The following is a 21,423-nucleotide window of genomic DNA, read 5'->3' as shown; positions in this document are numbered from 1 at the left end:
AAATGATCTCAGCTCCAAAACCACTTTTGTCGGCATTATTAATTACCTGCAATGAAGAATCGAATATAAAAGCAGTTCTTGATAATTTAGCTTTTGCCGATGAAATTATTGTTGTAGATTCTTTCAGTACAGATAAGACTTTTGAAATAGCTTCTGGTTATAAAAACGTAAAAATTGTACAGCGGGCTTTTGATAATTTTGCCCTGCAGCGCAATTACACCATCAATTTAGCTTCTCATCCCTGGATTCTTTTTATAGATGCCGACGAGCGTTTGACGCCTGCTCTTCAGGAAGAAATTACTTCTGTGATCCATCAGGAAAAAAGTGCTTCAGCTTATTATATGCGAAGGGATTTTATTTTTGAAAACCAAAAAATACGTTTCAGCGGCTGGCAGACCGACAAAATTATCCGTCTCTTTAAAAAAGAAAATGCCCTGTATAACAGTACTAAAATTGTACATGAAAAACTGATCGTAAACGGAGAAATCAAAACATTAAAAAACAGGCTTACACACTATTCTTATTCTAACTATACGGCTTATAAAGAAAAAATGTTTTTTTATGGCAGATTAAAAGCCCGGGAAGAGTTATCAAAAAATACAAAACCATACTTTTTTCACTTTTATATCAGGCCGGCTTTTCAGTTTTTAAACCAGTATATTTTTCGGGGCGGTATTTTAGATGGTAAAAAGGGATTTATTGTCTGCTATCTGAATGCCCTTAGTATAGCTGTACGATTTCAGGAACTCAAAAAACTTAAAAATCAGGATTTATAAGATTTCCAGAACTTAAGTTTCTTTTTAAGTCTTTTCTTTCTGGCAAACTCTTCCTGAAAGTTTGCTGTTGCTTCCCACATTTTTTCGAAAATTTCGCTTTCTGTTTTATCTGTATAAAACTTAGCATATTCATTACTCATTACCGCAATCATTTCTTTTTTGGGTGTTAAGCGGCTCAGGTTTTTCATACGCTGCTCAAAACTCATAGATTCATGAAAATTCATTCGGTTCAGATCGACTAAAAAGAAATCATAACGATTATTGTCTCTTTTTTTGATTAAGGTGTTTCCGGGTGAATGATCAAGAAACTCTACTCCTTTTTCATGCAGATCAAAACTAAACTTAGTAAACTGTCTTAAAATAACATCATGATCCGGATAATCCGGAATTTCTACCAGTTCTCTATAGGTAAGCTCTGTTACCAGATGCTCACTTACATAATAGCTGTCTTTTAATCCTGCTGCATTAAAATTTTCAAGAAAAGCAATAGGTTCCGGCGTTCCAATTCCTTTTTCCAGCAAAATTGTGGCATATTCAAAAGAACGTCTTGCTTTTGATTTTCTAAAGTATCGATAGGCAATCTTATTCACGATATTGGGAATCTTAAAGGATTTAATATTAATCGTTTTCCCTTCCAGATCAAACAATTTTATCTTGTTACGGTCCCCGTTTCCAAAAAGTTCTCCTGACGAATGAAACGCTTTGATTTTGTCCAGAACAGAGGATTTATTATTTTCGAAAGAAGGGCTTACTTTAAAATTCATCAGTAGTTTTTTATATAGCAACAAAAATACATATACGAATTAAGACTTCAAATTATTATTGTATTTTCGTAAAAAAAGAATTTTAATGTCATCAAAAAGTATTTTTCTCGAAACACATAATATCAGTAACAGAGCATCCGGTTTAGGAACTTTTAACTACGAATTAATCAAAGGATTGTCTGAATTGGATCTGGGCGGTTTTGAATTAACCTTAAACAGTTCGAAACCTGAACTTCTTAAAGAAGAATTCAAAGACAAGTTTAAATACCATAAGTACAGCAGTCTTTCACGTCATCCGTTGTTCCGAATTCGAAAAAAATATGATTTATGGCATTCTGTAAATCAAAACATTAAAGTGGAACCTTTTTACAATCAGAACTATCTGCTGACTGTTCATGATATTCATTTTGTAGAAGAGGTTACTGATGACAAAAGCCACAAATTGAAAAAGCTTTTTAAAAAGAAACTGGAAAGATCTACCGCTATCACCTATATTTCAGAATTTGCTAAAAAACATACGCATGAGCATTTCGATGTTCCGGATGTTCCTGAATATGTTATTTATAACGGAAACCCTATTTCTACTTTGCTGGACACATCGGCTTTTGTTTCGAATGTCCCGGTTGATAAACCGTTTTTTTACACCATTGGAGATTTCATAGAAAGAAAAAATTATGGTGCAATTATCAGGATGATGAAATTAATTAAGGATTTTAATTTAATCATTTCAGGCAACAACAATAAAAAATACGGAGAAGAAATCCGAAAATTAATTGACGATAACGGTTTAGGAAGTCAGGTTTTTTTAACCGGAAAAGTATCTGATGAAGGAAAACAGTTTTATATGAAAAACTGTACGGCCTTTTTGTTTCCGTCGATAAGGGAAGGTTTTGGACTTCCGCCCATTGAAGCGATGAGTTTTGGCAAACCTGTATTTTTATCTGATAAAACCTCATTACCGGAAATTGGAGGCGAAGTTTCAAATTACTGGAACAATTTCGATCCGGAATATATGAAAGACATTCTTTTTAACGGATTATCTCATTTTGAAAACAACCGAAACGAAATAGAAGATCATCTGAAAAAAAGAGCTGCAAGTTTCGACTGGAAAATTGCAGCTTCGGAATATCTTACTGTTTACAATGAAATACTAAAATAAAAAAGTTTTTTTCCTTATATCTTTAAACCATTGCCCTAAGTTTTTTCTCCAGATATAAAAATCGGAGGGCAATACTTTAAAGAAATCAAGGTTTTCTTTGATTTCGTTAAAAGTGGACCCTTTTACAAAAGCCAGTTTCTTCCATTTATGGGATTCCATATAAAAAAAGTTTCGCATGCTTTTATAATTCTCTTCATTTACGGTTTCCCATTTGTGTAAAAACTCTTCTTTATTGATATCGGTATCATGCCCCCAATTATTGAATTTCATTTCCAGCTCTTCTTTTGTTCTGGAAATACATTCATGTAATATAGGCCCTTTAAAGTAAATAATCCTTTTACGGGTCTGTCTTCCTACTTTATAACTTGGAAAATTAGTAGCCACCATTATTTTAGTCGGCTTTTTAACATACAGCACTCCTTTATCTAATCTTTTATAAAGATTGATAAGGCATGGCGAAATCTGCACCTGATTTTGCTCCGGATTGTCCAGAAAATGGTTCTTAGATTTCAGGAATTTTACAAATTTCTTAAAATCCAGAAAGTACTCATCTGCATCCAGCTGAATAAGCCAGTTGCCAATTCCCATTTTTTCAGCCAGTATTTTTCGTTCAAGAACCTCACATTCCATACTGGTTAATTCCGGGTGGTAAAAATTATCTTCTAAAATTTGTACTTTAGAATCAACATCAATAGCATTTAACCATTGGAAAAAATCATCTTCAATTACAAAAGACTCACCTTTCCAGGTTTTCCTATCTTTATCAATTGCTAAAAAAATTGAGTCAGATTCATTATATATTTGTGGAATAGCAATTTTAAGCAATTCATAATCATACGACACTAAAAATCCGACTTGAATTTTTTTCATTATTAATTTGTTAAGGGCAAATATTTAAATTTGTAGGGCAAAGATATAAACATTCCGAAATTATCTACAAGATTTACTTTTGATTTTCTTAAGATAATTTTAACTTAAATTCTATCTTTGCACTTTTTAAAACAAAAACCATGCTAGAACCTGAAATTTCAGTAATAATGCCTGTTTTTAATGCCTCTGAATTTTTAGAAGACAGTATTAACAGCATTTTAAACCAAACCTTCTCAAACTTTGAACTTATTGTACTAAATGATAAATCTACCGATTCAAGTTTAGACATCATCAACAAGTTGAAAGTGAAAGACAGTCGGATTGTTTTGATTGACAAGGTTCAGAACATGGGGCCGGCAAACCTGAGAAATGAAGGAATAGACATAGCAAAAGGTACATTCATTGCCTTGATGGATGCTGACGATATCGCTTTACCAACCCGTTTTGAAAAACAAATCACCTTTTTAAAGAATAACCCTGACACTGGCCTTTGTGGTACCGGATTTACTTTTTTTGGTTCTCAGAGCAAAACTATACATCATTCTGAAAAACACGATGCGATAAAAGTTTCTTTTTTACACAGCTGTAACATTGGCAACCCAACGGTTATGTTTAGAAAAGAAATTCTGGGCAGTCTAAAATTTGACAATGACTTTGTTCCTGTTGAAGATTATGATTTATGGAGCCGCTTGTTATCTAAAACAAAATTTTATAATATCCCTGAATCTTTACTAAAATACAGACAGCATAGTACCAATATTAGTAAAACAAAAATTGACAATGTCAACAGATCTGTCAAAAAGGTTAAAGTAAATCAATTACAAAATCTTGGAATAGATCCTTCTGATGAAAAAATTGATTTTTATTTAAATGCTGTTTCCCTGCAAAAAAAACTATCATCAAAAGACATTACGGAAACTATAAAAAGTTCAAAATTTTTACTCTCTCAGAATGAAACCATTGGATATTTTGACCAAAAATTACTTGAAAATCATATCCATAAAATCTTAATCCGTTCCATTAGAAACGCAGCAGACTATAATCTTTCTTTCTACAAACTTCTAAGTGCAAAAGAGAGTGATTTGTTCCGTAAAATAAACATACTGGATAAAACAATCCTTTACTTAAAATGCTTAAGCGGAAAATAAGATTACACGGCTGATTTTATATAGCGCCAGAAATATTTCATCTTTAACAAGAATGAAGCTTCTTTAAAGAATTCTTCAATTACGTTATCCAGCATCTCGTCCTTTTTCTGCTCCTTCTTTTTCAATTTTAAAGCCTCAAAAGCAGAGGCTTTTAAAAGGGCCTGTTTGACTTTTTTAATATTATTTGTCCGGGATTCGGGTATATTATGAAAAATCTCTTTTATGTTCAAATAGGACGAATGACGTTGAAAAAACAGTGACTTTAAAGAAAAAATCCCTCCTTCGTGCCATCTGTAAACCCCTCCCTGAAAATTCAGAAATGCACCTTTCCCATGGCGCAGAGCCATTGCGTAAAGCGTATTATCCTTAAAATATTCATATTTTTTAAACTGTAAAGGTTCAACAGCGTCCTTTCTAAAAACGGTCGTTAAAGTGTAAGTACAATAAGGCGTAAAAATATTATTGAAATCTATTGTATAAACGGAAGAAGAAAATTCTTTAAAATTATTCGGAATTAGTTCTGTTTCCTTTTTAGTAAGATAATCTGTCCAGGTAATTACACACTCCTTATTTTCCTCTAAAAAATCTACCTGTTTCTGTAATTTAGATTGATCAATCCAATAATCATCGCCTTCACATAATGCAATATATTTTCCCTTTGCCATTGGAAAAGTAATCTCGCCCCAAATATTTACATTTTTAGAATATTGATTTTCTTTTTGTAAAACTGTTTTAATGATCAAAGGATACTTATCAGCATACTCTCTGATTACGGCAGCAGTGTTATCTGTAGAGGCATCATCATGTACGATAATTTCAAAAGCAAAATTTGTTTCCTGAATTAAAAAACCTGTCAGGGCCTCCCCTATAAAATTACCGTGATTGTAGGTTGTACATATAATACTTACCAGAGGACTTTCATTATTTGTCCAACTGGAAATAATACTATTCTGATCTTTGATATTTTGCAAAATATTATTAGGATATTGTGTTATTATAAATCTTAGTCATTTTCTCTATAAATGCTTTTGAGCCAAATTTGGCAATAGCGTTTTCTGAAATTAATTCCGAATCAAATTGCAGTTCTTTATTGAATATTTTTAAAATAGCATCCGCTATTGCTTCAGAATCTTTTATGGGTACAATTATCCCATTTTTATCCGTTATAAATTCGTTTACACCTCCGGATTGGGTAGTGATTACAGGAACTCCGGCAAAAAGCGCTTCTAAAGGCGAAACCCCGAAAGTTTCACAAAGGCTTGTAAAAACAAAAACATCGGTCTTTTTTAAAGCGCTGATAATTTCAGACTTTGAGGCTATTTTTACAATTTCAACTTTTATGTTTTTAAAATTAAAGCCTGAAATTAAGTTATTAATTTCTTCTCCAAAATCTTCCCCCCAGGCATTTGTTCCGATCCATGTAAATTTAATTTTCTGAGAATTAAGATCATCAATTACCTTTAAAGCTTTTAATGCGGTTATTTGATCTTTAATTGGTGTATATGCCCCAACCGTCAGAATTTCAAAGTATTCGCTTTTGCTTCTGTTTTTTGAGTTAAATATTTCCTCATCAACAGTATTGCCGACATTTATAAAATCAATAAAGAAATAATTCGTAGCAAATTGTCTGACAACGTCATTACTTACCACTAAATTAAATTTTGCATTTTTTAATGTCTTATCAAGTCTTTTAACTTTTTTCTTAATTACATTGCGCAGTGTTAACTGATTGTGTTCGGTAATTATATAGGGAAGCTTATGTTTTTCATGATAACTCAAAGCCCATAAAGCAGCATCAAAAACACTCTGCGCATGTATCAAATCAATTTTAAATTTATTTTTCTCCAGATATTTGTTCAGAATAGCGAAACTCCTTTTCTCTATTAACCTTAAAAACCAATCTGCTTTAAACAATTTAAATACAGGGTAATATATATATACTATTGTAAATTTATCTTCGTAGTTATAAGTCTCTGTACTATAAATTTTCTTTATATTTTTCGGCTTCAATTTTAACGGCCTGAAATTTACCAGCACAAAATTAAAGTTACCACTAAGTAATGCTGCCTGTTCCATAAAGAAACTCCCCAGGTTTAATTCATAATCAAGCCAGGAACAAATCATCAATACATTTTTTTTCGTATTCATCTTATTCTAAAAATCAAGTTTTTTAGCCGGAATGCCAAAAACAGTTGTATTTTCTTTTACGTTTTTGATCACCATACTGCAGGCACCCACAGTCGCTCCTTTTCGCACAATAATATGCGGCAGCACGGTAGCGCGGGTATTCAGGGTTACTTCTTCTTCAAGCACTGCAAAACCGCCTGTAAAAGAATAAGAACTTAAATGTGCCCATTTGCGAATAACAGTATCATGTCCGAGGCCTGTATATCCCTGTATCGTAACAAAATCTTCAATAACACAGTCATTGCTGATATTGGCATACATAAAAACCAGAAGTCCTGTACCCACCACAGCATTGGTATTTAGTTTAGTAGAAGGGTGAATTAGATTTATAAAACGACCTCCTTTTGCCAGAATCAGTTCTGCATAGTGTTTTTTCCATTGTACCGTTCCCAGTGCGCAGACAAAAACATCATTTTCTTCAATTTCGTAATTTTCTACAGAAGAAATAATGGGCGGATAATTCTCAAAACCATCAAGAGCATCTGCTTTGTCATCTAAAAATCCTTTTATAACATACTCAATATTATAACCGGAACATTGTGTGGCAAGGTCGTATACTTCACGGCCAAATCCTCTGGCTCCTATTATTATTAAATTTTTCATTATTCAATTATTAGATTACAGGCTCCCCAGGAATATCCAACTCCAAACCCTGCCAATACCACATTTTTGATATTAGACAGTTTTTCCTGCTTTTGAGCCTCATACAAAGCAATTGGAATAGTCGACGAAACAGTATTACCACAATGTTCCATTGCGATAAAAAACTTCTCTTCGGGAATTTTTATTTTTTTCCTCAAATGATTCAGCATATACCTGTTGGCCTGATGAAAAACAAAAAGATCAATATCTTCCTGAGACAAATTGGATTTTTCTAAAACTGACTTGGTCAGTTTCGGAACAAATTCTCCTGTAAAATTAAAGATCTCGGCTCCGTTCATAAACAGGTTTTTATCATTTCTGACATTACCAAATTCATCCTGAATATCCTGATTTTCATTAGAAACCGGAAAACGCATGCCGCCTTGTTTTACAATCAGATTCTCTGCCCCTTTTCCATCTGTACCAAAAACAAAATTTCCTACAGAACAAAAGCCTTTTTCACTTGTTATCAAAGTGGCTGCCGCCGCATCTCCAAAAATGGTCTTATTACTTTTATCTTTTGGGTGAATAAATTTTGTATAGGTTTCTGAAGTAATTAACAAAATATTCTTTGCCATTTCTCCAGCAATAAGCCCTTTTGCCAGACTTAACCCGTATACAAAACCGGAGCAGCCCAGATTAAAATCTAAAGCACCAATCGACGTGCTGAGTCCCAGTTTGTCCTGAATAATACAGGCAGTTGTGGGTAAAAAATAATCAGGGCTTTGTGTACAGAACAACAGATAGTCAATTGATGATCTGTCTATATGGTGTTCTGCAAACAGTTTTTCTGCTGCTTTTACAGCCATATCTGATGAAAACTCATTATCTGCACTGATATGGCGTGAGCTGATTCCTGTTTTAGAGCTTATTTTTTCAATATCCCATTCCGGAAATTCCTGATTAATTAAATCATTAGACAGGACTGCTTCCGGCAGATAATAGGATATAGCTTTTATATTCGCTTTCATCTGCAGTTTATATTGTAGAAGTTCTTCCTCCGTCTAAAACGATATTCTGGCCTGTAATCCAGCTGCTGGCTTCTGATAATAAAAACACAATTGGATTAGCAACCTGTACCGGATCTCCGTATCCTAACGGATATTTTTTTTCATCTTCCTGAATAACCTCCAGTGAGAGGTTTTCAATAGATTTTGAAGTAATTTCTGTTTTTACCATTCCCGGGGAAACACAATTTACGCGGGTTCTGCTAATAGCAAATTCATTGGCCCAAACTTTAGAAATAGCAATTAAAGCCCCTTTACTGGCTGCATAAATTCCGTTTCCTTTCATACCAAACAATCCTGCTATCGAAGATACCAGCACAATCGAACTGCCTTTATTGATTTTTTTCTTTTTAAAAATCAGGTTAATCAGATAAGCGATGGCATCAAAATTTATGGTCCGCATTTCATTCATTAATTCTTCTGAATAAAATTTTACAGGAGCAAGTGCCACCACTCCGGCTGAATGAACCACTCCGTCAATATTTTCAATGGTATCTACGATCCTTTTAATATCCTCCATTTTAGATAAATCAGCAGCTATAAAACTATGCTCACCGCCGCACTCTGCTATTAGTTTTTCCAGGAAATCATGACGTCTGGCAATGGCAATAAAAGTTCCGCCCTGTCTGGCAATCGCCGTACAAGTCTCATAACCAATTCCTGAAGAGGCACCGGTTACCAATATTTTCTTTCCTGATAAATCAAATGGATTCATTATAACTCTTTTTGTTCTTTTTGTTTATTGAAATAGTCATAAAACTTTAAAATTCTAAATTCTTCGTCACCAAATATTGGGGAATGGTCTTTAAAATTTACCAGATTAGACTGAATATTTTCGATAATTTTTTTGTCTTCATTTAAAACCAGGTCTAAAGATTCATTAGAACTGTTGTTTATAAAATCGATTATATTTTGTTCTGATTCGCTTAATTCTTTGTCAAATTTTGAAGAAAAATAACGAACTCTCAAATTGGTCTTTGAAGGCGATTCGGGAAGCATAAAACCGTAGTAAAAACCTTTTCCTTCTACAGTACTAATAAAAGCATTAGGATAAATATAAAAATGAAGATATCCCTGTGGTTTGAAAGTTCTGCCCGAGAGGGATTTTTCAATTATCTTATTTGGCTTTACCTCTTCTCTTTTAGGAAACTCGCACCAGCTGTGCGCTTCAAAAAAATCAAATTTTTCCGGAGGTACAGAGCCAAATCCCATTTTGGCAAATGAATTTTCATGGACCGAAGTACAATGATAACACTCCAGTACATTTTCAACCAGCAGTTTCCAGTTTACTTTATGTTCAATTACATAATCGATGGTTTTTGAACCGTAATGCCGGCTTATTTCCTGAAGTGGTTCAAATACATTACCCAGGTATTCTTCCAGTGTTTTATGAAACTTATCGTTTAATTTCAAAAAAACGAAGTCACCACAAAAAGCCACTTCGTATTCTTTTAACTTTAATTCATTTATTTGGTCTTTTTCGAACGAATTACGACACATCAGCCCTGCTACATTTCCTTTTTTGCCATATGTCCAGTTGTGATATAAACACGACGAAACCCTGTTTCCGTATGGTTCTTCATGTATGGTATTAAACCTGTGGAGGCAGACGTTTTGGAAAGACTTGATGACACCGTTATAATTTTGGATAAAAATCTTGTTTCCATAATACTCATAAGTCACAAAATCGTTATTATCTGCCAGCTCATTTTTATGAGCCGCCAGTATCCACGATTCGTTAAAAAACAGAGATTTTTCTTCCTGATAAACAGTTTCGTCTATGTAGCTTAAATTCTTTATCATATTTCTATCAAATCAGAAATCACAACATTATCCAGCCTTATTCTGGCTGTTCCCCATGACAATCCCACTCCAAAACCACAAATAATCAAATCCTTGGTTTTACCGGTTAAACTTTCTTTTAACTGAGCTGTTATTGTTAACGGAATTGTAGCCGATGAAGTATTACCAAACTCTTTTAAAGAATAAGGTACCTTTTCAACCGGGATTTTTAATTTTTTAACGATCATTTTGTTCATCATCAAATTAGCCTGATGAAATACAAAATAGTCTATCGCTTCTTTATCAATAGCGAAGTGTTCTACCAGCTTATTTACGGTTTTAGGAGCCTGTGAAATCCCAAAACCAAAAACATCCATTCCGTCCAAAACCAGATTGCAGGCATTACGGCTGATTCCTTCTTCATTGGTTTTTACCTGAAGAGAATCTTCGTTTATTCTGTTTCTTGAACCTCCGTCCGGAATAATTATGGCTTTGTACCCAGAGCCGTCTGTACCCAGATCAAAAAGCATTTTTTCTGCCTTTTCATCTAATTCAAATGCTGTAGCGCTTCCTCCATCACCAAATAACGGTACGGTACTTTTATCTGTTTTTGAAAGCAGTTTTGTACTGGTATCTCCTGCCAGAAGCAGTCCTTTTTTTAATCCGGATGCTTTCATCATTCCAGCAAGTATCGACATACCGTAAACATAACCAGAACAGCCCAAAGGCACATCAAATGCAATGCAGTTAGTAGATAATCCCAGTCGGTCCTGAAGAATTGCAGCAGAAACCGGTAAAATATAATCGGCCGTCTGCGAAACAAAAACCAGAATTTCGATTTCGTCTTTCTGCCAGTTTAAATCGGTAATCAGTTTTTCGGCAGCTTCGCAGCACAAATCAGAAGTACAGATTTCTTTTGTTACAACGCGGCGTTCTTCAACCCCTGTTGCCTCAATGAATTTTTGAATCTCTTCTGCAGTCAGTATCTCCAGATCGACATTTCGTTCCAGATTTTTAGGAACACAGCAGGAAATCCCTTTTATTGCAATATCAGTAACTGAAAAAGCAGCCATTTTATTTATGCTTTATTTTTAATGATTTCGAAGATGTCCTGTAATGAATTAGAAGATTTAATTTCATCTCCTGTTAATTTTACATCATATTCCTCATCTGCCATAGCAATTAATGAAAGAGCCGTTAATGAATTCCATTCATCCAGATCTCTAAAAACAGTTTCCTGCGTAATTAAAGCTGCATCAGTATCATCTAAAATATCTGCAAAATTTTTCAAAAAAGCGTTGATTTCCATAGTAATCGTAAATTTATTTTGTGTTCATTTTTTTTATATTAATTGTACCCAATATCAAAAAACATCCTGTTAAAGAAACAAAAAAACATAAACCATTGTTAACCAATTGTATTAACAGGAAGTTTTACCTCTTAAAATGTTATAATATTCAGTTATCTCAAAAATTAAGGTTTCTTTTCCTAATTTTACCCCGCAAATATAACAATAGTTTACCCTCTAAAGGTAAATTCACCTCACTAAATAGATAATTAAATGATTCCGGTAACCAAAACTTTCTTACCCCCGCAAGAAGAATACAACTTATATGTAAAACGAGCATGGGATAAAGCCTGGCTTACTAATCGCGGCGAACTAACCCTGGAACTGGAAGATAAGCTTAAAAAATATCTGGATGTCAGCAATATCATAATTACCAATAACGGCACCATCCCTATTCAGATTGCACTGAAACTATTTGGCAAAAACGGAGAGATCATTACAACTCCTTTTTCTTATGTAGCTACTTCGGCAGCTATTGTGTGGGAAAACTGCAGCCCGGTATTTGTAGATATACATCCTGAATATCTAACCATTGACGAAACCAAAATAGAAGCAGCTATAACCCCAAAAACCACTGCTATTTTAGCAACCCATGTTTTTGGAAACCCATGCGAAACTGACGCTATTGAAAAAATTGCAAAAAAACACAACCTAAAAGTGATTTATGACGCGGCACATTGTTTTGGCGTTACCTACAACAATCAGTCGGTATTTAATTATGGAGACGTAAGCACCTGCAGTTTTCATGCTACCAAATTATTCCATACCGGAGAAGGCGGTGCAATGTTCTGTAATGATCCTGAACTTTACCATCAATTGTATTACAGTCATAATTTTGGACATAACGGTCCTCTGGCCTTTCATGGCCTGGGGATAAACGCTAAAATATCAGAACTGCAGTCGGCTATGGGACTTGCGGTATTACCTTATATGGACCATATTGTGTCTGAAAGAAAAAAAGCGGTTGATTTTTATAATCAAAACCTAAATTCTGAAACGATCCAAACGCTGAAAATAAGAGAGAACACGCAATGGAATTACAGTTATTATCCTGTAATTTTTAAATCGGAAAAAATATTATTAAATGTTTTGGAGGTTTTATCGAAGGAAAATATCATTCCAAGACGTTACTTTTATCCTTCATTAAACACCATTGAATATACCAAAGGAACTGAAATGCCAATTTCAGAATCTATCGCTTCACGAGTTTTATGCCTGCCGCTTTATGCAGGTATTTCTGAAGAAGATCTGAAAAAAATTGTTACTATCATAAATACAGAAACCGCATAACAGCAAAACTGTTATCCTCAAATATTTTAAGTCATGAGCCAGGATATCAATACTGAAGTTCACAACGCATACGAAGTTATTAAAGAAGGCGGCATTATACTTTATCCAACCGATACGGTTTGGGGTATTGGCTGCGACGCTACTAATCCGGATGCTGTTGCCAAAATTTACAAATTGAAACAACGTGCCGAAACACAAAGTATGATTGTGTTAATGAACGGCGAAAAAATGATGTACAACGTTTTTAAAAACATTCCCGAAGTAGCGTGGCAGATTATCGATTTATCTGAAAAACCAACCACTTTAATTCTGGATGATGCTCAAAATGTTGCTCATAACATTATTGCTGCCGATAAATCACTGGGAGTCCGACTTGTAAAAGAACCTTTCTGCTACAAACTAATGGAAAGAATGAAAAAACCTTTGGTTTCTACTTCTGCCAACATCTCAGGACAGCCAACTCCGGCTGCTTTTAAGGATATAAGTCCCGAAATTATTAATGGTGTTGACTATGTAGTAAAATTAAATCAGGATAAAGTAAACGGAAAATCTTCTACCATTATAAAACTAACCAATGACTCACAGGTAAAAGTGATACGTAAGTAGATTTTAGATTGTATATTTTTAAAATTTGAGCCTTAAAACTAAACTGTTTTCAGGCTCTCGATAAGCCAGTCAATATCTTCTCTGGTGTTATAATGACTAAATGAAATTCGGAGATTGGGAAGTTTTAAATCATTCTCCGAAAGCATTTCTTTTAATACATGCGACGGTTTAATACTTCCGGACTGGCAGGCACTTCCTCTGGAAACCGCAATTCCTTTCATATCCAGACTAAACAAAAGCATTGCCGTTTTATCCGGTGAAAACGGCAGGGTAATATTGATGATATTGTAAAATTCCTCTTTTCTTCCGTTAATTCTAAATCCGGAAAAATGAATTTCTAACTGTTCAATCAGATAGTTTTTTAAGTCCGAAATATAGTTTCTTTCCTCATTTAAATGTTCATAGGAAAGCGATAAGGCTTTTGACATTCCGGCAATCTGATGTACCGCCTCTGTTCCGGCACGAAGTCCTTTTTCCTGTTCACCTCCAAAAATAAGAGGCTGCAAGCCTGAATTTTTACGAATAAATGCAAACCCCACTCCTTTGGGTCCATGAAATTTATGTGCACTGGCCAGAATAAAATCTACCGGAGTTTTTTGAAGGTCAATTTCTGTTTTTCCAACAGATTGTACCGTATCAGAATGAAACAAAGCATTATACTGTCTGCATATAACACCCACCCTGTCTAAATCTAAAACAGTTCCGGTTTCGTTATTAACGTGCATCAGGCTGACTATCGTTTTTTTATCATCGGATAACAAATTCGATAGATGAGTCAGATCAAGGGTTCCGTCCGGATTAACATTCACATAATCGATCTGAACATTATAATCAGACTGTAATGCCAAAACCGTGTACAAAACGGCATGATGTTCTATACGGGAAGTAATGATACGTTCTACTTTAAGGTCTTCAACAGCCGATCTCAGAATCCAGTTGTCTGCTTCGGTCCCGCCGGAAGTAAACAATATTTCCTGCGCCGAACAATTTAAATGCCTGGCAATATTTTTTCTTGAAAGTTCTAAAATTGTTTTTGCATTTCGTCCAAAACTGTGTGTAGAAGACGGGTTACCAAAATCATCTGCCATAATTCTGGTCATTTCCTGAATGACTTCCGGACGCATAGCAGTTGTTGAAGCGTTATCGAGATATACTTTTTTCATTAATGCAAAGTTATAAAATATCAATTGTCTAATCTTAAATATCAATTGCCAAATTTTTCACTATTTTTGGCACAAATAAAATTACGATGAAAAAATATGCAAGCCTTCTATTACTGGCTCTTTTCTTAAATGGCTGCGACGACGGGGATCTAACGGTTGACACTATTAATTTTGATTCTGTTAAACCTGTAAGCTGCACCACTACTTCGACAGATGTTACTACCCCTATTTTAATATATAAACTTAAAGATCAGGAATCCTTAATACTTCAGCTCCCTCTGGGCAGTATTCCAACAGACGCTACACCTGTGGGAGAACCTGTAGAATATGCTATAAACAACAGTACTTATCGTGTTCTTTACAGAACTTATGACGGAAAAGTGGCAACCGATAATATTTGTGGAACTATCCCTCCTACAACTCCAAAAGTGACCGAGGAATGGTATGCCTCGGACGGAATCATCGAAATCAATACAACTGCAGTACTTTCTACCACTGTAAGAGAAGACGGAGGTACCCGTATCGATAATTACAGTCACAGTATTGTATTCAGAAATCTTACTTTTATGAAACCTTCAGGACCGCAGGTTCAGGAAGAATTTGTTTTTGGAACCTACACTACAGCACCGGAAAGCATGAACTTTACTTTTGATTCGGCAAAAATCAATCAGTGTACTACTTCCGGGCAGGTTTACAACTATAACACGACATCATCAATAACGATTGACAATATTGATGCTGATCTTATTAAAAAAGAAACCGGTACGAGAACAGGTGAGATTAGTTCTACCTCAAATAAAGTAAATTACACTACCTATAAAAACGGAGCTGTTACTGATAGTTATTTCTGCCAGACTACTACACCAACCACTCCGGCGGTCAATACTGTATGGGCAGGTGTTGCAGATCAAATTGGTACTATTGAAGTTACTACCACAAAAGTGGGCGAAGGAGCTGCCGCCGTTTACTATCATACCGTAACTCTTCAAAATGTAACTCTTCAAAAAGGAAACAGTACATTTTTACTGGCCAAAAGTTTCGTTTTAGGTGTTATAGAACAAACTGAATAATTATATTTTTCTCTAAAAAGAGAACTTTTATATTCTTACAAAAAAAACATCCGTTTTTCATTGATTCTACTTTTAAAATCATTTTGAAAAACGGATGTTTTTTTATTCAAATCTGGTGTTTTAAAGTTCTAAAACGGATCGTGATTTACATTCTGACGTATAAAAATTTCAGTCGCCCCTAATCCGTATTTTTGATAGTTAGCATCCTGAAAATGAATTCCGTCATAACGTCCTAATAAAAAATCAAGTTCGGCTTTTAAAATTCCTTCACCCACACCGTGTATAAAAACAATTTTAGGAATCCGGTTTTTAATGGCAAATTCAATATGTCTTTTTGCCGTTTCTGTCTGCAGGGTCAGAATATCATAATTTGACATTCCCCTTTTATTTGGAACCAGTTTTTCAATATGCAGATCAAATTCCGGGGCCGCAGCTTCACGTTTGTCTTTCTTTTCCTTAACAAAACTTCTCGGTTTTGGTTCTGCTTTCTCTTTTTTAACTTCATCTAAATCAACTCTTTTGATAGAATTCATTAAACTACTGGAATCCTGTATTTTAATCAGCTCATTGACTAAAAATGTCATCACAAATCCATCTTCTGTTTCTATAGAAACTTCATTATTTTTAACAGATAACACTGTTCCGTTTATTGCCTCGTCCAGTACCGAAACTTTATCTCCTTTATTCAGCATCTTTTTCCTCCTTTTCCTGATTTTTACTTGGTGTTTTTGCACTTAACTGCATCATGCCGTACATAAAAACAGCAATGGCAATTACCATAATATAGATATTTTTCTCTTCTGATACCTGTTCATATAATGCCACCGAAATAGCAAGTATCATAATTAAAATTTTAAAAGTTTTCATTTTCTAAAGTTTGGGATTTCAAATGTATAAAACTTTAAACAGAAGTTTCCCGTAATTGAAAGGTTATCGGATATTTTTTTGTAAAATTGTAAAAAAGTTATACCGTGAATATAGAGCAATATATGATCCCCTGCCTTTTCAAAAAACTATTGGGTTTTGAGTGTCTGGGCTGTGGTTTTCAGCGTTCGTTATTCTTACTTTTTCAGGGTGAATTTTCGGCCGCCTTTAAAATGTATCCTGCCATTTATACGACTCTTTTATTTTTAATTTTACTGGCTTTGTATTTTTTGGACACCAGCCGGAATTATAAAAAAATTATATGGAAAGCTGCCGGAATCAATATCCTGTTTATGTGCCTGGGGTATTATTACAAACACTTTTATCTTTGATTTTTTTTTTCATCATTTATTTCTTAATCTGATTTAAAATATCATTCATCATTTCGATCTGCACCTTTTGAATTTCAATTAATTCCTGCTGCTGGTGCATAATTAAATGGTCTATTTTGTCATGGATCATTCTGATTTCAAGTTCTGATTTCAGGTTAATCATATAATCCTTTTTGGCACGATTACGGTCTTTCTCTTCCTGACGGTTCTGACTCATCATAATGACTGGTGCCTGAAGTGCCGCAATACAGGACAAAATCAGGTTTAACAAAATAAACGGATAGGGATCAAAACCTTTGTTAAGCAAAATGTACACATTGGAACCAATCCAGACACCTATAAAAATGATGAACGAAATGATAAAAGTCCAGCTTCCGCCAAAATCGGCCACTTTATCGGCTACCCTCTGCCCCAGGTTTCTTGTTTCATCTTCATCTTCTACTATACTGACAATCGATTTATCTTCTTTTAAAGACGAAATAACGCTTTTTTCAAGATCTGAAAGCATTCCGATTTCTGTCGACAGATAATTGGAAATATACCTCTGTCGGTATTCATTGAGTTCCTGAACCGAAATACAGTCGTCATCACAAAATGAAGGATGGTCCTTTACAATAAGACTTAAGATAGGATCATGAATGGTTTTTCCACAGATTTTTTCGCTTACCGGAAACGACATATCGGAAATAGCACTTTTAAAAGTTGGATTGTTTTTCATTTTTCAGAAATTTTACAGGCTAATTTACGCAAATAACTTCTTAAGAAATTTATAAAACATAACCATTTATCAGGCTGTAATTTATCACAAATCAAATTCAGAGCAGAAAATTTCTTTAGTTAATTCGTGTTCTTATTTACAAAAAACGCCTTACTTTTAACGTTTTAAATTATCCATTCAATTTTATCCTTGTGACAAAAGAAAACATCATACAAAACATTAAAGCTTTAAAAAGCCATTCCCATATAAATTACGGTATCAAAACCAAAACAGAAGACTTTACCGAAAAGCTTTTTTATACTCTTTTTGATTCCAATGCAGCTCTTGACGAAAGTATAGACGAACTTGAAATACGCTTTAAAGAAATAGCGGTTCTGGCCTGCAAAAAACCTGAAAATCTATGCGAATCCATCTGGGACCGGTTTGTTGAAAAACTTCCTGGTGTATTAGAAAAATTAAATCAGGATGCAGAATACATTCTCGAAAACGATCCGGCCTCTAACAGTATAGACGAGGTTTATCTGGGGTATCCAGGCTTTTATGCTATTGCCATCTACAGGCTGAGCCACGAATTATACCACTTAGATTTGTTGTTGTTTTCAAGGTTAATGAGTGAATACGCGCACCGAATTACCGGAACTGATATTCATGCAGGAGCCCATATCGCATCGCCTTTCTTTATTGACCATGCTACCGGGATTGTTATTGGCGAAACAACAGTTATAAAAAAACATGTAAAAATCTATCAGGGAGTAACTCTGGGAGCTTTGAGCGTAAGCAAGGAAATGAAAAATGCCAAAAGACACCCCACCGTTGAAGCCAATGTCTGCATTTATGCCAATGCCACTATTTTAGGCGGTGAAACTATCATTGGAGAAAACAGTATTATTGGCGGAAACTCATGGGTAACCAAATCAATTCCTGCTGATTCTATCGTATTAAATACCACTACTACAGAAGTTAAAATAAAAGAAAAAAAGTAAAAATGGGTCCACAAAAGCTACTAAACCTGATTGGAAACACTCCTTTAATGGAAACCGTCAATCTGGTTCAAAATAAAAACGTAAAACTTTTACTGAAACTGGAAGGAAATAATCCCGGCGGAAGTGTAAAAGACCGTGCTGCCTACAATATGATTGCCGCTGCTCTTGAGAGAGGTGATATTAAAAAAGGAGATAAATTAATTGAGGCAACAAGCGGCAATACAGGAATTGCATTAGCCATGATCGCCCAATTGTTTGGTATAGAAATAGAACTGGTTTTACCGGAAGATTCTACAAAAGAACGTACACAAACCATGCGTGCTTACGGTGCTACAGTAATTTTAACCCCAGCCGAAGAAGGAATTATTGGTTCCAGAGATTATGCTGATAAAAAAGTGGCACAGGGCGGTTATCTGATGCTGAACCAGTTTGCTAATGACGACAACTGGAAAGCACATTATAAAACAACAGGACCTGAAATCTGGAATGATACAGAAGGAACCGTAACCCATTTCGTTTCGGCTATGGGAACTACCGGAACTATTATTGGAACTTCGACTTATTTAAAAGAAAAAAATCCGGCGGTTCAGATTATTGGAGCTCAGCCAAGCGACGGATCACAGATTCCCGGAATCCGTAAATGGCCTCAGGAATATTTACCCAAAATATTTGACGCTTCAAAAGTTGATACGGTTGTCGATGTAAGTGAAGAAGAAGCCAGAGCCATGACCAAAAGGCTGGCAATCGAAGAAGGCGTTTTTGCCGGAATGAGCAGCGGCGGCTCTGTAGCTGTAGCGCTTAAAATTGCAGAACAGTTAGAATCAGGAGTCGTAGTAGCTGTAATTTGCGATCGGGGCGACCGTTATTTGTCATCGGATTTGTTTGATTAATTTTTTTAAAGGCTCAAAATGCAAAGGTGCGAAGGTTCAAAGTTTTCCAAATCTTTACCCGAAACCTATGTAACTTTGAACCTCTGAACCTTTGTAACTAAAAAAAATGAACTACAGAAAACTAGGAAAAACCAATTTTAATATATCTGAAATCTCCCTTGGAACCTGGCAGGTTGGAGGAAAATGGGGTTCGGGATTTAATGATAAAACAGCTGATGAACTTATCAATACTGCCATTGACAATGGAGTCAACTTTATTGACACTGCCGATGTTTATGAAAACGGTCTGAGTGAAACTGCTGTTGGAAGGGTCGTTCGTTCGCGCTCTGAACGTATTTATGTGGCCACAAAATGCGGACGTCAGATTAACCCGCATGTAAACGAAGGTTATCAGCCAAAAGTTTTACAGCAATTTGTTGAGGACAGTTTAAAAAGAACCGGTCTGGAAACGCTTGACCTTATTCAATTGCACTGCCCGCCTGCTGAAGTGTATTATCGCCCTGAAATATTTGAAATGTTTGACCGTTTAAAAGAACAGGGGAAAATTTTAAATCTGGGAGTAAGTGTCGAAAAAACGGAAGAAGCCCTAAAAGCAATCGAATATCCAAATGTGACAACAGTTCAGATTATCTTTAATTTGTTTCGTCAGCGTCCTTCGCAGTTATTTTTCTCTGAAGCACAGAAAAAAGATATCGGAATTATTGCCAGAGTACCTTTAGCCAGTGGACTTTTAACAGGCAAATTTGATTCGAAAACTGTTTTTGATACTCAGGACCATCGCAATTTTAATCGTAACGGTGATGCTTTTGATAAAGGGGAAACTTTCTCAGGAATTGACTACGATTTAGGTTTAAAAGCGGTTGAAGAATTAAAAGCTTTATTCCCGGGAACTGAAAATCTGGCTCCGATTGCTCTGCAGTGGATTTTAAGTTTTAATGAAATCAGCTGTATAATTCCAGGAGCTTCAAAAGAAAGCCATGTACTTTCGAATTTATCGGTTTATGATCTTCCGGCATTAAGCACCGAAAAAATAGCCGCAATGAATAAAATATACGAAGAATATATTAAATCTTCGGTTCATCATCTTTGGTAATTCTTAAACCATAACCTCTGTCACAAAAGAGGTTCAACTCTATATTTCTAAGTCGTTTTATGAGGATTTCCCTTATCGGCTTAGAAATTTTCTTTTTAGCCATAGTCTGTTATCCTTCGAAGATACTCTTTTAAGATTTTTTCTAAATTATAAATACCCGCAAATTTATCAGAATATATTTGCTGCACCGCACGCAACCATTTCACCCTCAAAACATCTTACTAATAAAACTAACCTGTTAAAACTTCACTAACCATGAAAAAAATAAGTTTTATGATGCTTGCGGCATGTCTTGTATTTGTATCCTGCGACAGCAGCGATGAAGGAAACAATAAAGACAATGAACTACAGGGACTCGAAAAAATGCGGGAAGAAATTACAACGCTTTCTTTAGTAAACACCAAAAACTGCACAAACCCCGAGGAATGGGATTTTACAGCACTCAGCGCCAGTGCCTGCGGAGGTGATGCTGCTTTTATTATTTATGCAAAGAGTATAGACAAAGAAGCATTCCTTGCTAAAGTCAAAAAATATAAGGAGGCTCAGGCAGCTTTCCACACAAAATGGAGTATTGCAGCACCCTGCGATATTATTGTGGCACCAAAAGGAGTACAATGTACGGATGGTAAACCAGTATTGTCGTATCAATAACAGTTTTAAACGGCCGGGTT

At 35.0% G+C, this 21,423-nt stretch carries 25 protein-coding genes; 11 read left to right on the top strand and 14 right to left on the bottom strand.

The window, feature by feature from the left end:
* The first annotated feature begins 2 nt into the window (after positions 1-2).
* Complete coding sequence (locus ACODST_RS06315; protein WP_488931270.1) at positions 3-776, top strand: glycosyltransferase family 2 protein; 774 nt, start codon at positions 3-5, stop codon at positions 774-776.
* Here ACODST_RS06315 and ACODST_RS06310 read toward each other — a convergent pair.
* Positions 764-1,540 carry a Kdo domain containing protein gene (locus ACODST_RS06310; RefSeq protein ID WP_488931269.1) on the bottom strand — a complete coding sequence of 259 codons (777 nt, stop codon included), beginning with the start codon at positions 1,538-1,540 and terminating at the stop codon, positions 764-766. The genes ACODST_RS06315 and ACODST_RS06310 overlap by 13 nt on opposite strands.
* An 85-nt stretch (positions 1,541-1,625) precedes the next feature.
* On the opposite strand from ACODST_RS06310, the gene ACODST_RS06305 reads away from it, so the two are divergent.
* Positions 1,626-2,699, top strand: a complete 1,074-nt coding sequence (locus tag ACODST_RS06305) for a glycosyltransferase family 4 protein (protein ID WP_488931268.1) — start codon at positions 1,626-1,628, stop codon at positions 2,697-2,699.
* On the opposite strand, the gene ACODST_RS06300 is transcribed toward ACODST_RS06305, so the two are convergent.
* On the bottom strand, positions 2,691-3,569 hold the full coding sequence (locus tag ACODST_RS06300) for a hypothetical protein (protein ID WP_488931267.1): 879 nt from the start codon (positions 3,567-3,569) through the stop codon (positions 2,691-2,693). The two genes, ACODST_RS06305 and ACODST_RS06300, sit on opposite strands and share 9 nt — an antisense overlap.
* Positions 3,570-3,709: 140 nt before the next feature.
* Here ACODST_RS06300 and ACODST_RS06295 point away from each other — a divergent pair, with 140 nt between their 5' ends.
* The gene (locus tag ACODST_RS06295; RefSeq protein ID WP_488931266.1) at positions 3,710-4,717 is read left to right on the top strand and encodes a glycosyltransferase family 2 protein; all 1,008 of its coding nucleotides are present in this window, start codon (positions 3,710-3,712) and stop codon (positions 4,715-4,717) included.
* A gap of 2 nt (positions 4,718-4,719) precedes the next feature.
* Here the strand turns inward: ACODST_RS06295 and ACODST_RS06290 are convergent, their stop codons facing one another.
* The 8 genes from ACODST_RS06290 to ACODST_RS06255 are packed head-to-tail and all read right to left on the bottom strand — an operon-like array spanning position 4,720 to position 11,644.
* Positions 4,720-5,688, bottom strand: coding sequence for a glycosyltransferase family 2 protein (locus tag ACODST_RS06290; RefSeq protein ID WP_488931265.1), 969 nt, complete (start codon positions 5,686-5,688; stop codon positions 4,720-4,722).
* Between the two features lie 7 nt (positions 5,689-5,695).
* Positions 5,696-6,865: a glycosyltransferase family 4 protein gene (locus tag ACODST_RS06285; RefSeq protein WP_488931264.1), complete on the bottom strand. Its 1,170-nt coding sequence runs from the start codon at positions 6,863-6,865 to the stop codon at positions 5,696-5,698.
* Between the two features lie 6 nt (positions 6,866-6,871).
* On the bottom strand, positions 6,872-7,507 hold the full coding sequence (locus ACODST_RS06280) for an acetyltransferase (RefSeq protein ID WP_488931263.1): 636 nt from the start codon (positions 7,505-7,507) through the stop codon (positions 6,872-6,874).
* The gene (locus ACODST_RS06275) at positions 7,507-8,517 is read right to left on the bottom strand and encodes a 3-oxoacyl-ACP synthase III family protein (RefSeq protein ID WP_488931262.1); all 1,011 of its coding nucleotides are present in this window, start codon (positions 8,515-8,517) and stop codon (positions 7,507-7,509) included. The genes ACODST_RS06280 and ACODST_RS06275 overlap by 1 nt, the downstream gene beginning before the upstream one ends.
* A 7-nt stretch (positions 8,518-8,524) precedes the next feature.
* A complete protein-coding gene (locus tag ACODST_RS06270) occupies positions 8,525-9,268 on the bottom strand; it encodes an SDR family NAD(P)-dependent oxidoreductase (RefSeq protein WP_488931261.1) in 744 nt (247 codons plus the stop codon).
* On the bottom strand, positions 9,268-10,356 hold the full coding sequence (locus ACODST_RS06265; protein WP_488931260.1) for an aromatic ring-hydroxylating oxygenase subunit alpha: 1,089 nt from the start codon (positions 10,354-10,356) through the stop codon (positions 9,268-9,270). Before ACODST_RS06265 ends, ACODST_RS06270 begins: the two co-directional genes overlap by 1 nt.
* On the bottom strand, positions 10,353-11,408 hold the full coding sequence (locus ACODST_RS06260) for a 3-oxoacyl-ACP synthase III family protein (protein WP_488931259.1): 1,056 nt from the start codon (positions 11,406-11,408) through the stop codon (positions 10,353-10,355). Before ACODST_RS06260 ends, ACODST_RS06265 begins: the two co-directional genes overlap by 4 nt.
* A gap of 5 nt (positions 11,409-11,413) precedes the next feature.
* Positions 11,414-11,644, bottom strand: a complete 231-nt coding sequence (locus ACODST_RS06255; RefSeq protein ID WP_488931258.1) for a phosphopantetheine-binding protein — start codon at positions 11,642-11,644, stop codon at positions 11,414-11,416.
* 252 nt (positions 11,645-11,896) lie between these two features.
* Between ACODST_RS06255 and ACODST_RS06250 the strand changes: the two genes are divergently transcribed.
* Together ACODST_RS06250 and ACODST_RS06245 are read left to right on the top strand one after the other, a co-directional pair.
* Positions 11,897-12,973 (top strand): DegT/DnrJ/EryC1/StrS family aminotransferase, encoded by a 1,077-nt coding sequence (locus ACODST_RS06250; protein WP_488931257.1) that lies wholly within the window; start codon positions 11,897-11,899, stop codon positions 12,971-12,973.
* 33 nt (positions 12,974-13,006) lie between these two features.
* Positions 13,007-13,579, top strand: a complete 573-nt coding sequence (locus tag ACODST_RS06245) for an L-threonylcarbamoyladenylate synthase (RefSeq protein WP_488931256.1) — start codon at positions 13,007-13,009, stop codon at positions 13,577-13,579.
* 38 nt (positions 13,580-13,617) lie between these two features.
* Here ACODST_RS06245 and ACODST_RS06240 read toward each other — a convergent pair whose 3' ends face one another.
* Entirely contained in the window at positions 13,618-14,742 is a 1,125-nt protein-coding gene (locus ACODST_RS06240; protein WP_488931255.1) for a cysteine desulfurase family protein, read from the bottom strand.
* 86 nt (positions 14,743-14,828) lie between these two features.
* Between ACODST_RS06240 and ACODST_RS06235 the strand changes: the two genes are divergently transcribed.
* The gene (locus ACODST_RS06235; RefSeq protein WP_488931254.1) at positions 14,829-15,812 is read left to right on the top strand and encodes a hypothetical protein; all 984 of its coding nucleotides are present in this window, start codon (positions 14,829-14,831) and stop codon (positions 15,810-15,812) included.
* A 128-nt stretch (positions 15,813-15,940) separates the two neighbouring features.
* Here ACODST_RS06235 and ACODST_RS06230 read toward each other — a convergent pair whose 3' ends face one another.
* Together ACODST_RS06230 and ACODST_RS06225 are read right to left on the bottom strand one after the other, a co-directional pair.
* Complete coding sequence (locus ACODST_RS06230; protein ID WP_488931253.1) at positions 15,941-16,504, bottom strand: DUF8465 domain-containing protein; 564 nt, start codon at positions 16,502-16,504, stop codon at positions 15,941-15,943.
* A complete protein-coding gene (locus tag ACODST_RS06225) occupies positions 16,494-16,679 on the bottom strand; it encodes a hypothetical protein (RefSeq protein ID WP_488931252.1) in 186 nt (61 codons plus the stop codon). Before ACODST_RS06225 ends, ACODST_RS06230 begins: the two co-directional genes overlap by 11 nt.
* A 104-nt stretch (positions 16,680-16,783) precedes the next feature.
* Here ACODST_RS06225 and ACODST_RS06220 point away from each other — a divergent pair, with 104 nt between their 5' ends.
* Positions 16,784-17,068, top strand: coding sequence for a DUF2752 domain-containing protein (locus ACODST_RS06220; protein WP_488931251.1), 285 nt, complete (start codon positions 16,784-16,786; stop codon positions 17,066-17,068).
* Positions 17,069-17,084: 16 nt separating this feature from the next.
* Here ACODST_RS06220 and ACODST_RS06215 read toward each other — a convergent pair whose 3' ends face one another.
* On the bottom strand, positions 17,085-17,786 hold the full coding sequence (locus ACODST_RS06215; protein ID WP_488931250.1) for a DUF1003 domain-containing protein: 702 nt from the start codon (positions 17,784-17,786) through the stop codon (positions 17,085-17,087).
* A 191-nt stretch (positions 17,787-17,977) separates the two neighbouring features.
* Here ACODST_RS06215 and ACODST_RS06210 point away from each other — a divergent pair, with 191 nt between their 5' ends.
* The 4 genes from ACODST_RS06210 to ACODST_RS06195 all read left to right on the top strand — a co-directional run bounded on the left by ACODST_RS06210 (position 17,978) and on the right by ACODST_RS06195 (position 21,403).
* On the top strand, positions 17,978-18,769 hold the full coding sequence (locus ACODST_RS06210) for a serine O-acetyltransferase (RefSeq protein ID WP_488931249.1): 792 nt from the start codon (positions 17,978-17,980) through the stop codon (positions 18,767-18,769).
* Between the two features lie 2 nt (positions 18,770-18,771).
* Positions 18,772-19,659 (top strand): cysteine synthase CysM, encoded by an 888-nt coding sequence (gene cysM / locus ACODST_RS06205; RefSeq protein ID WP_488931248.1) that lies wholly within the window; start codon positions 18,772-18,774, stop codon positions 19,657-19,659.
* A gap of 106 nt (positions 19,660-19,765) precedes the next feature.
* Positions 19,766-20,752 (top strand): aldo/keto reductase, encoded by a 987-nt coding sequence (locus ACODST_RS06200; protein ID WP_488931247.1) that lies wholly within the window; start codon positions 19,766-19,768, stop codon positions 20,750-20,752.
* A gap of 255 nt (positions 20,753-21,007) precedes the next feature.
* On the top strand, positions 21,008-21,403 hold the full coding sequence (locus tag ACODST_RS06195) for a hypothetical protein (protein WP_488931246.1): 396 nt from the start codon (positions 21,008-21,010) through the stop codon (positions 21,401-21,403).
* Positions 21,404-21,423: the final 20 nt, after the last annotated feature.

Source organism: Flavobacterium sp. FG19, assembly GCF_057809475.1.
This window is presented reverse-complemented; position numbering and strand designations above follow the sequence as displayed.

Excerpts from the sequence above, each read along its gene's own strand:
- ACODST_RS06315 (WP_488931270.1), top strand. The coding sequence starts at position 3 with ATGATCTCAGCTCCAAAACCACTTTTGTCGGCATTATTAATTACCTGC.
- ACODST_RS06310 (WP_488931269.1), bottom strand. The coding sequence starts at position 1,540 with ATGAATTTTAAAGTAAGCCCTTCTTTCGAAAATAATAAATCCTCTGTT.
- ACODST_RS06305 (WP_488931268.1), top strand. The coding sequence starts at position 1,626 with ATGTCATCAAAAAGTATTTTTCTCGAAACACATAATATCAGTAACAGA.
- ACODST_RS06300 (WP_488931267.1), bottom strand. The coding sequence starts at position 3,569 with ATGAAAAAAATTCAAGTCGGATTTTTAGTGTCGTATGATTATGAATTG.
- ACODST_RS06295 (WP_488931266.1), top strand. The coding sequence starts at position 3,710 with ATGCTAGAACCTGAAATTTCAGTAATAATGCCTGTTTTTAATGCCTCT.
- ACODST_RS06285 (WP_488931264.1), bottom strand. The coding sequence starts at position 6,865 with ATGAATACGAAAAAAAATGTATTGATGATTTGTTCCTGGCTTGATTAT.
- ACODST_RS06280 (WP_488931263.1), bottom strand. The coding sequence starts at position 7,507 with ATGAAAAATTTAATAATAATAGGAGCCAGAGGATTTGGCCGTGAAGTA.
- ACODST_RS06275 (WP_488931262.1), bottom strand. The coding sequence starts at position 8,517 with ATGAAAGCGAATATAAAAGCTATATCCTATTATCTGCCGGAAGCAGTC.
- ACODST_RS06270 (WP_488931261.1), bottom strand. The coding sequence starts at position 9,268 with ATGAATCCATTTGATTTATCAGGAAAGAAAATATTGGTAACCGGTGCC.
- ACODST_RS06265 (WP_488931260.1), bottom strand. The coding sequence starts at position 10,356 with ATGATAAAGAATTTAAGCTACATAGACGAAACTGTTTATCAGGAAGAA.
- ACODST_RS06260 (WP_488931259.1), bottom strand. The coding sequence starts at position 11,408 with ATGGCTGCTTTTTCAGTTACTGATATTGCAATAAAAGGGATTTCCTGC.
- ACODST_RS06255 (WP_488931258.1), bottom strand. The coding sequence starts at position 11,644 with ATGGAAATCAACGCTTTTTTGAAAAATTTTGCAGATATTTTAGATGAT.
- ACODST_RS06250 (WP_488931257.1), top strand. The coding sequence starts at position 11,897 with ATGATTCCGGTAACCAAAACTTTCTTACCCCCGCAAGAAGAATACAAC.
- ACODST_RS06245 (WP_488931256.1), top strand. The coding sequence starts at position 13,007 with ATGAGCCAGGATATCAATACTGAAGTTCACAACGCATACGAAGTTATT.
- ACODST_RS06240 (WP_488931255.1), bottom strand. The coding sequence starts at position 14,742 with ATGAAAAAAGTATATCTCGATAACGCTTCAACAACTGCTATGCGTCCG.
- ACODST_RS06235 (WP_488931254.1), top strand. The coding sequence starts at position 14,829 with ATGAAAAAATATGCAAGCCTTCTATTACTGGCTCTTTTCTTAAATGGC.
- ACODST_RS06230 (WP_488931253.1), bottom strand. The coding sequence starts at position 16,504 with ATGCTGAATAAAGGAGATAAAGTTTCGGTACTGGACGAGGCAATAAAC.
- ACODST_RS06225 (WP_488931252.1), bottom strand. The coding sequence starts at position 16,679 with ATGAAAACTTTTAAAATTTTAATTATGATACTTGCTATTTCGGTGGCA.
- ACODST_RS06215 (WP_488931250.1), bottom strand. The coding sequence starts at position 17,786 with ATGAAAAACAATCCAACTTTTAAAAGTGCTATTTCCGATATGTCGTTT.
- cysM (WP_488931248.1), top strand. The coding sequence starts at position 18,772 with ATGGGTCCACAAAAGCTACTAAACCTGATTGGAAACACTCCTTTAATG.
- ACODST_RS06200 (WP_488931247.1), top strand. The coding sequence starts at position 19,766 with ATGAACTACAGAAAACTAGGAAAAACCAATTTTAATATATCTGAAATC.
- ACODST_RS06195 (WP_488931246.1), top strand. The coding sequence starts at position 21,008 with ATGAAAAAAATAAGTTTTATGATGCTTGCGGCATGTCTTGTATTTGTA.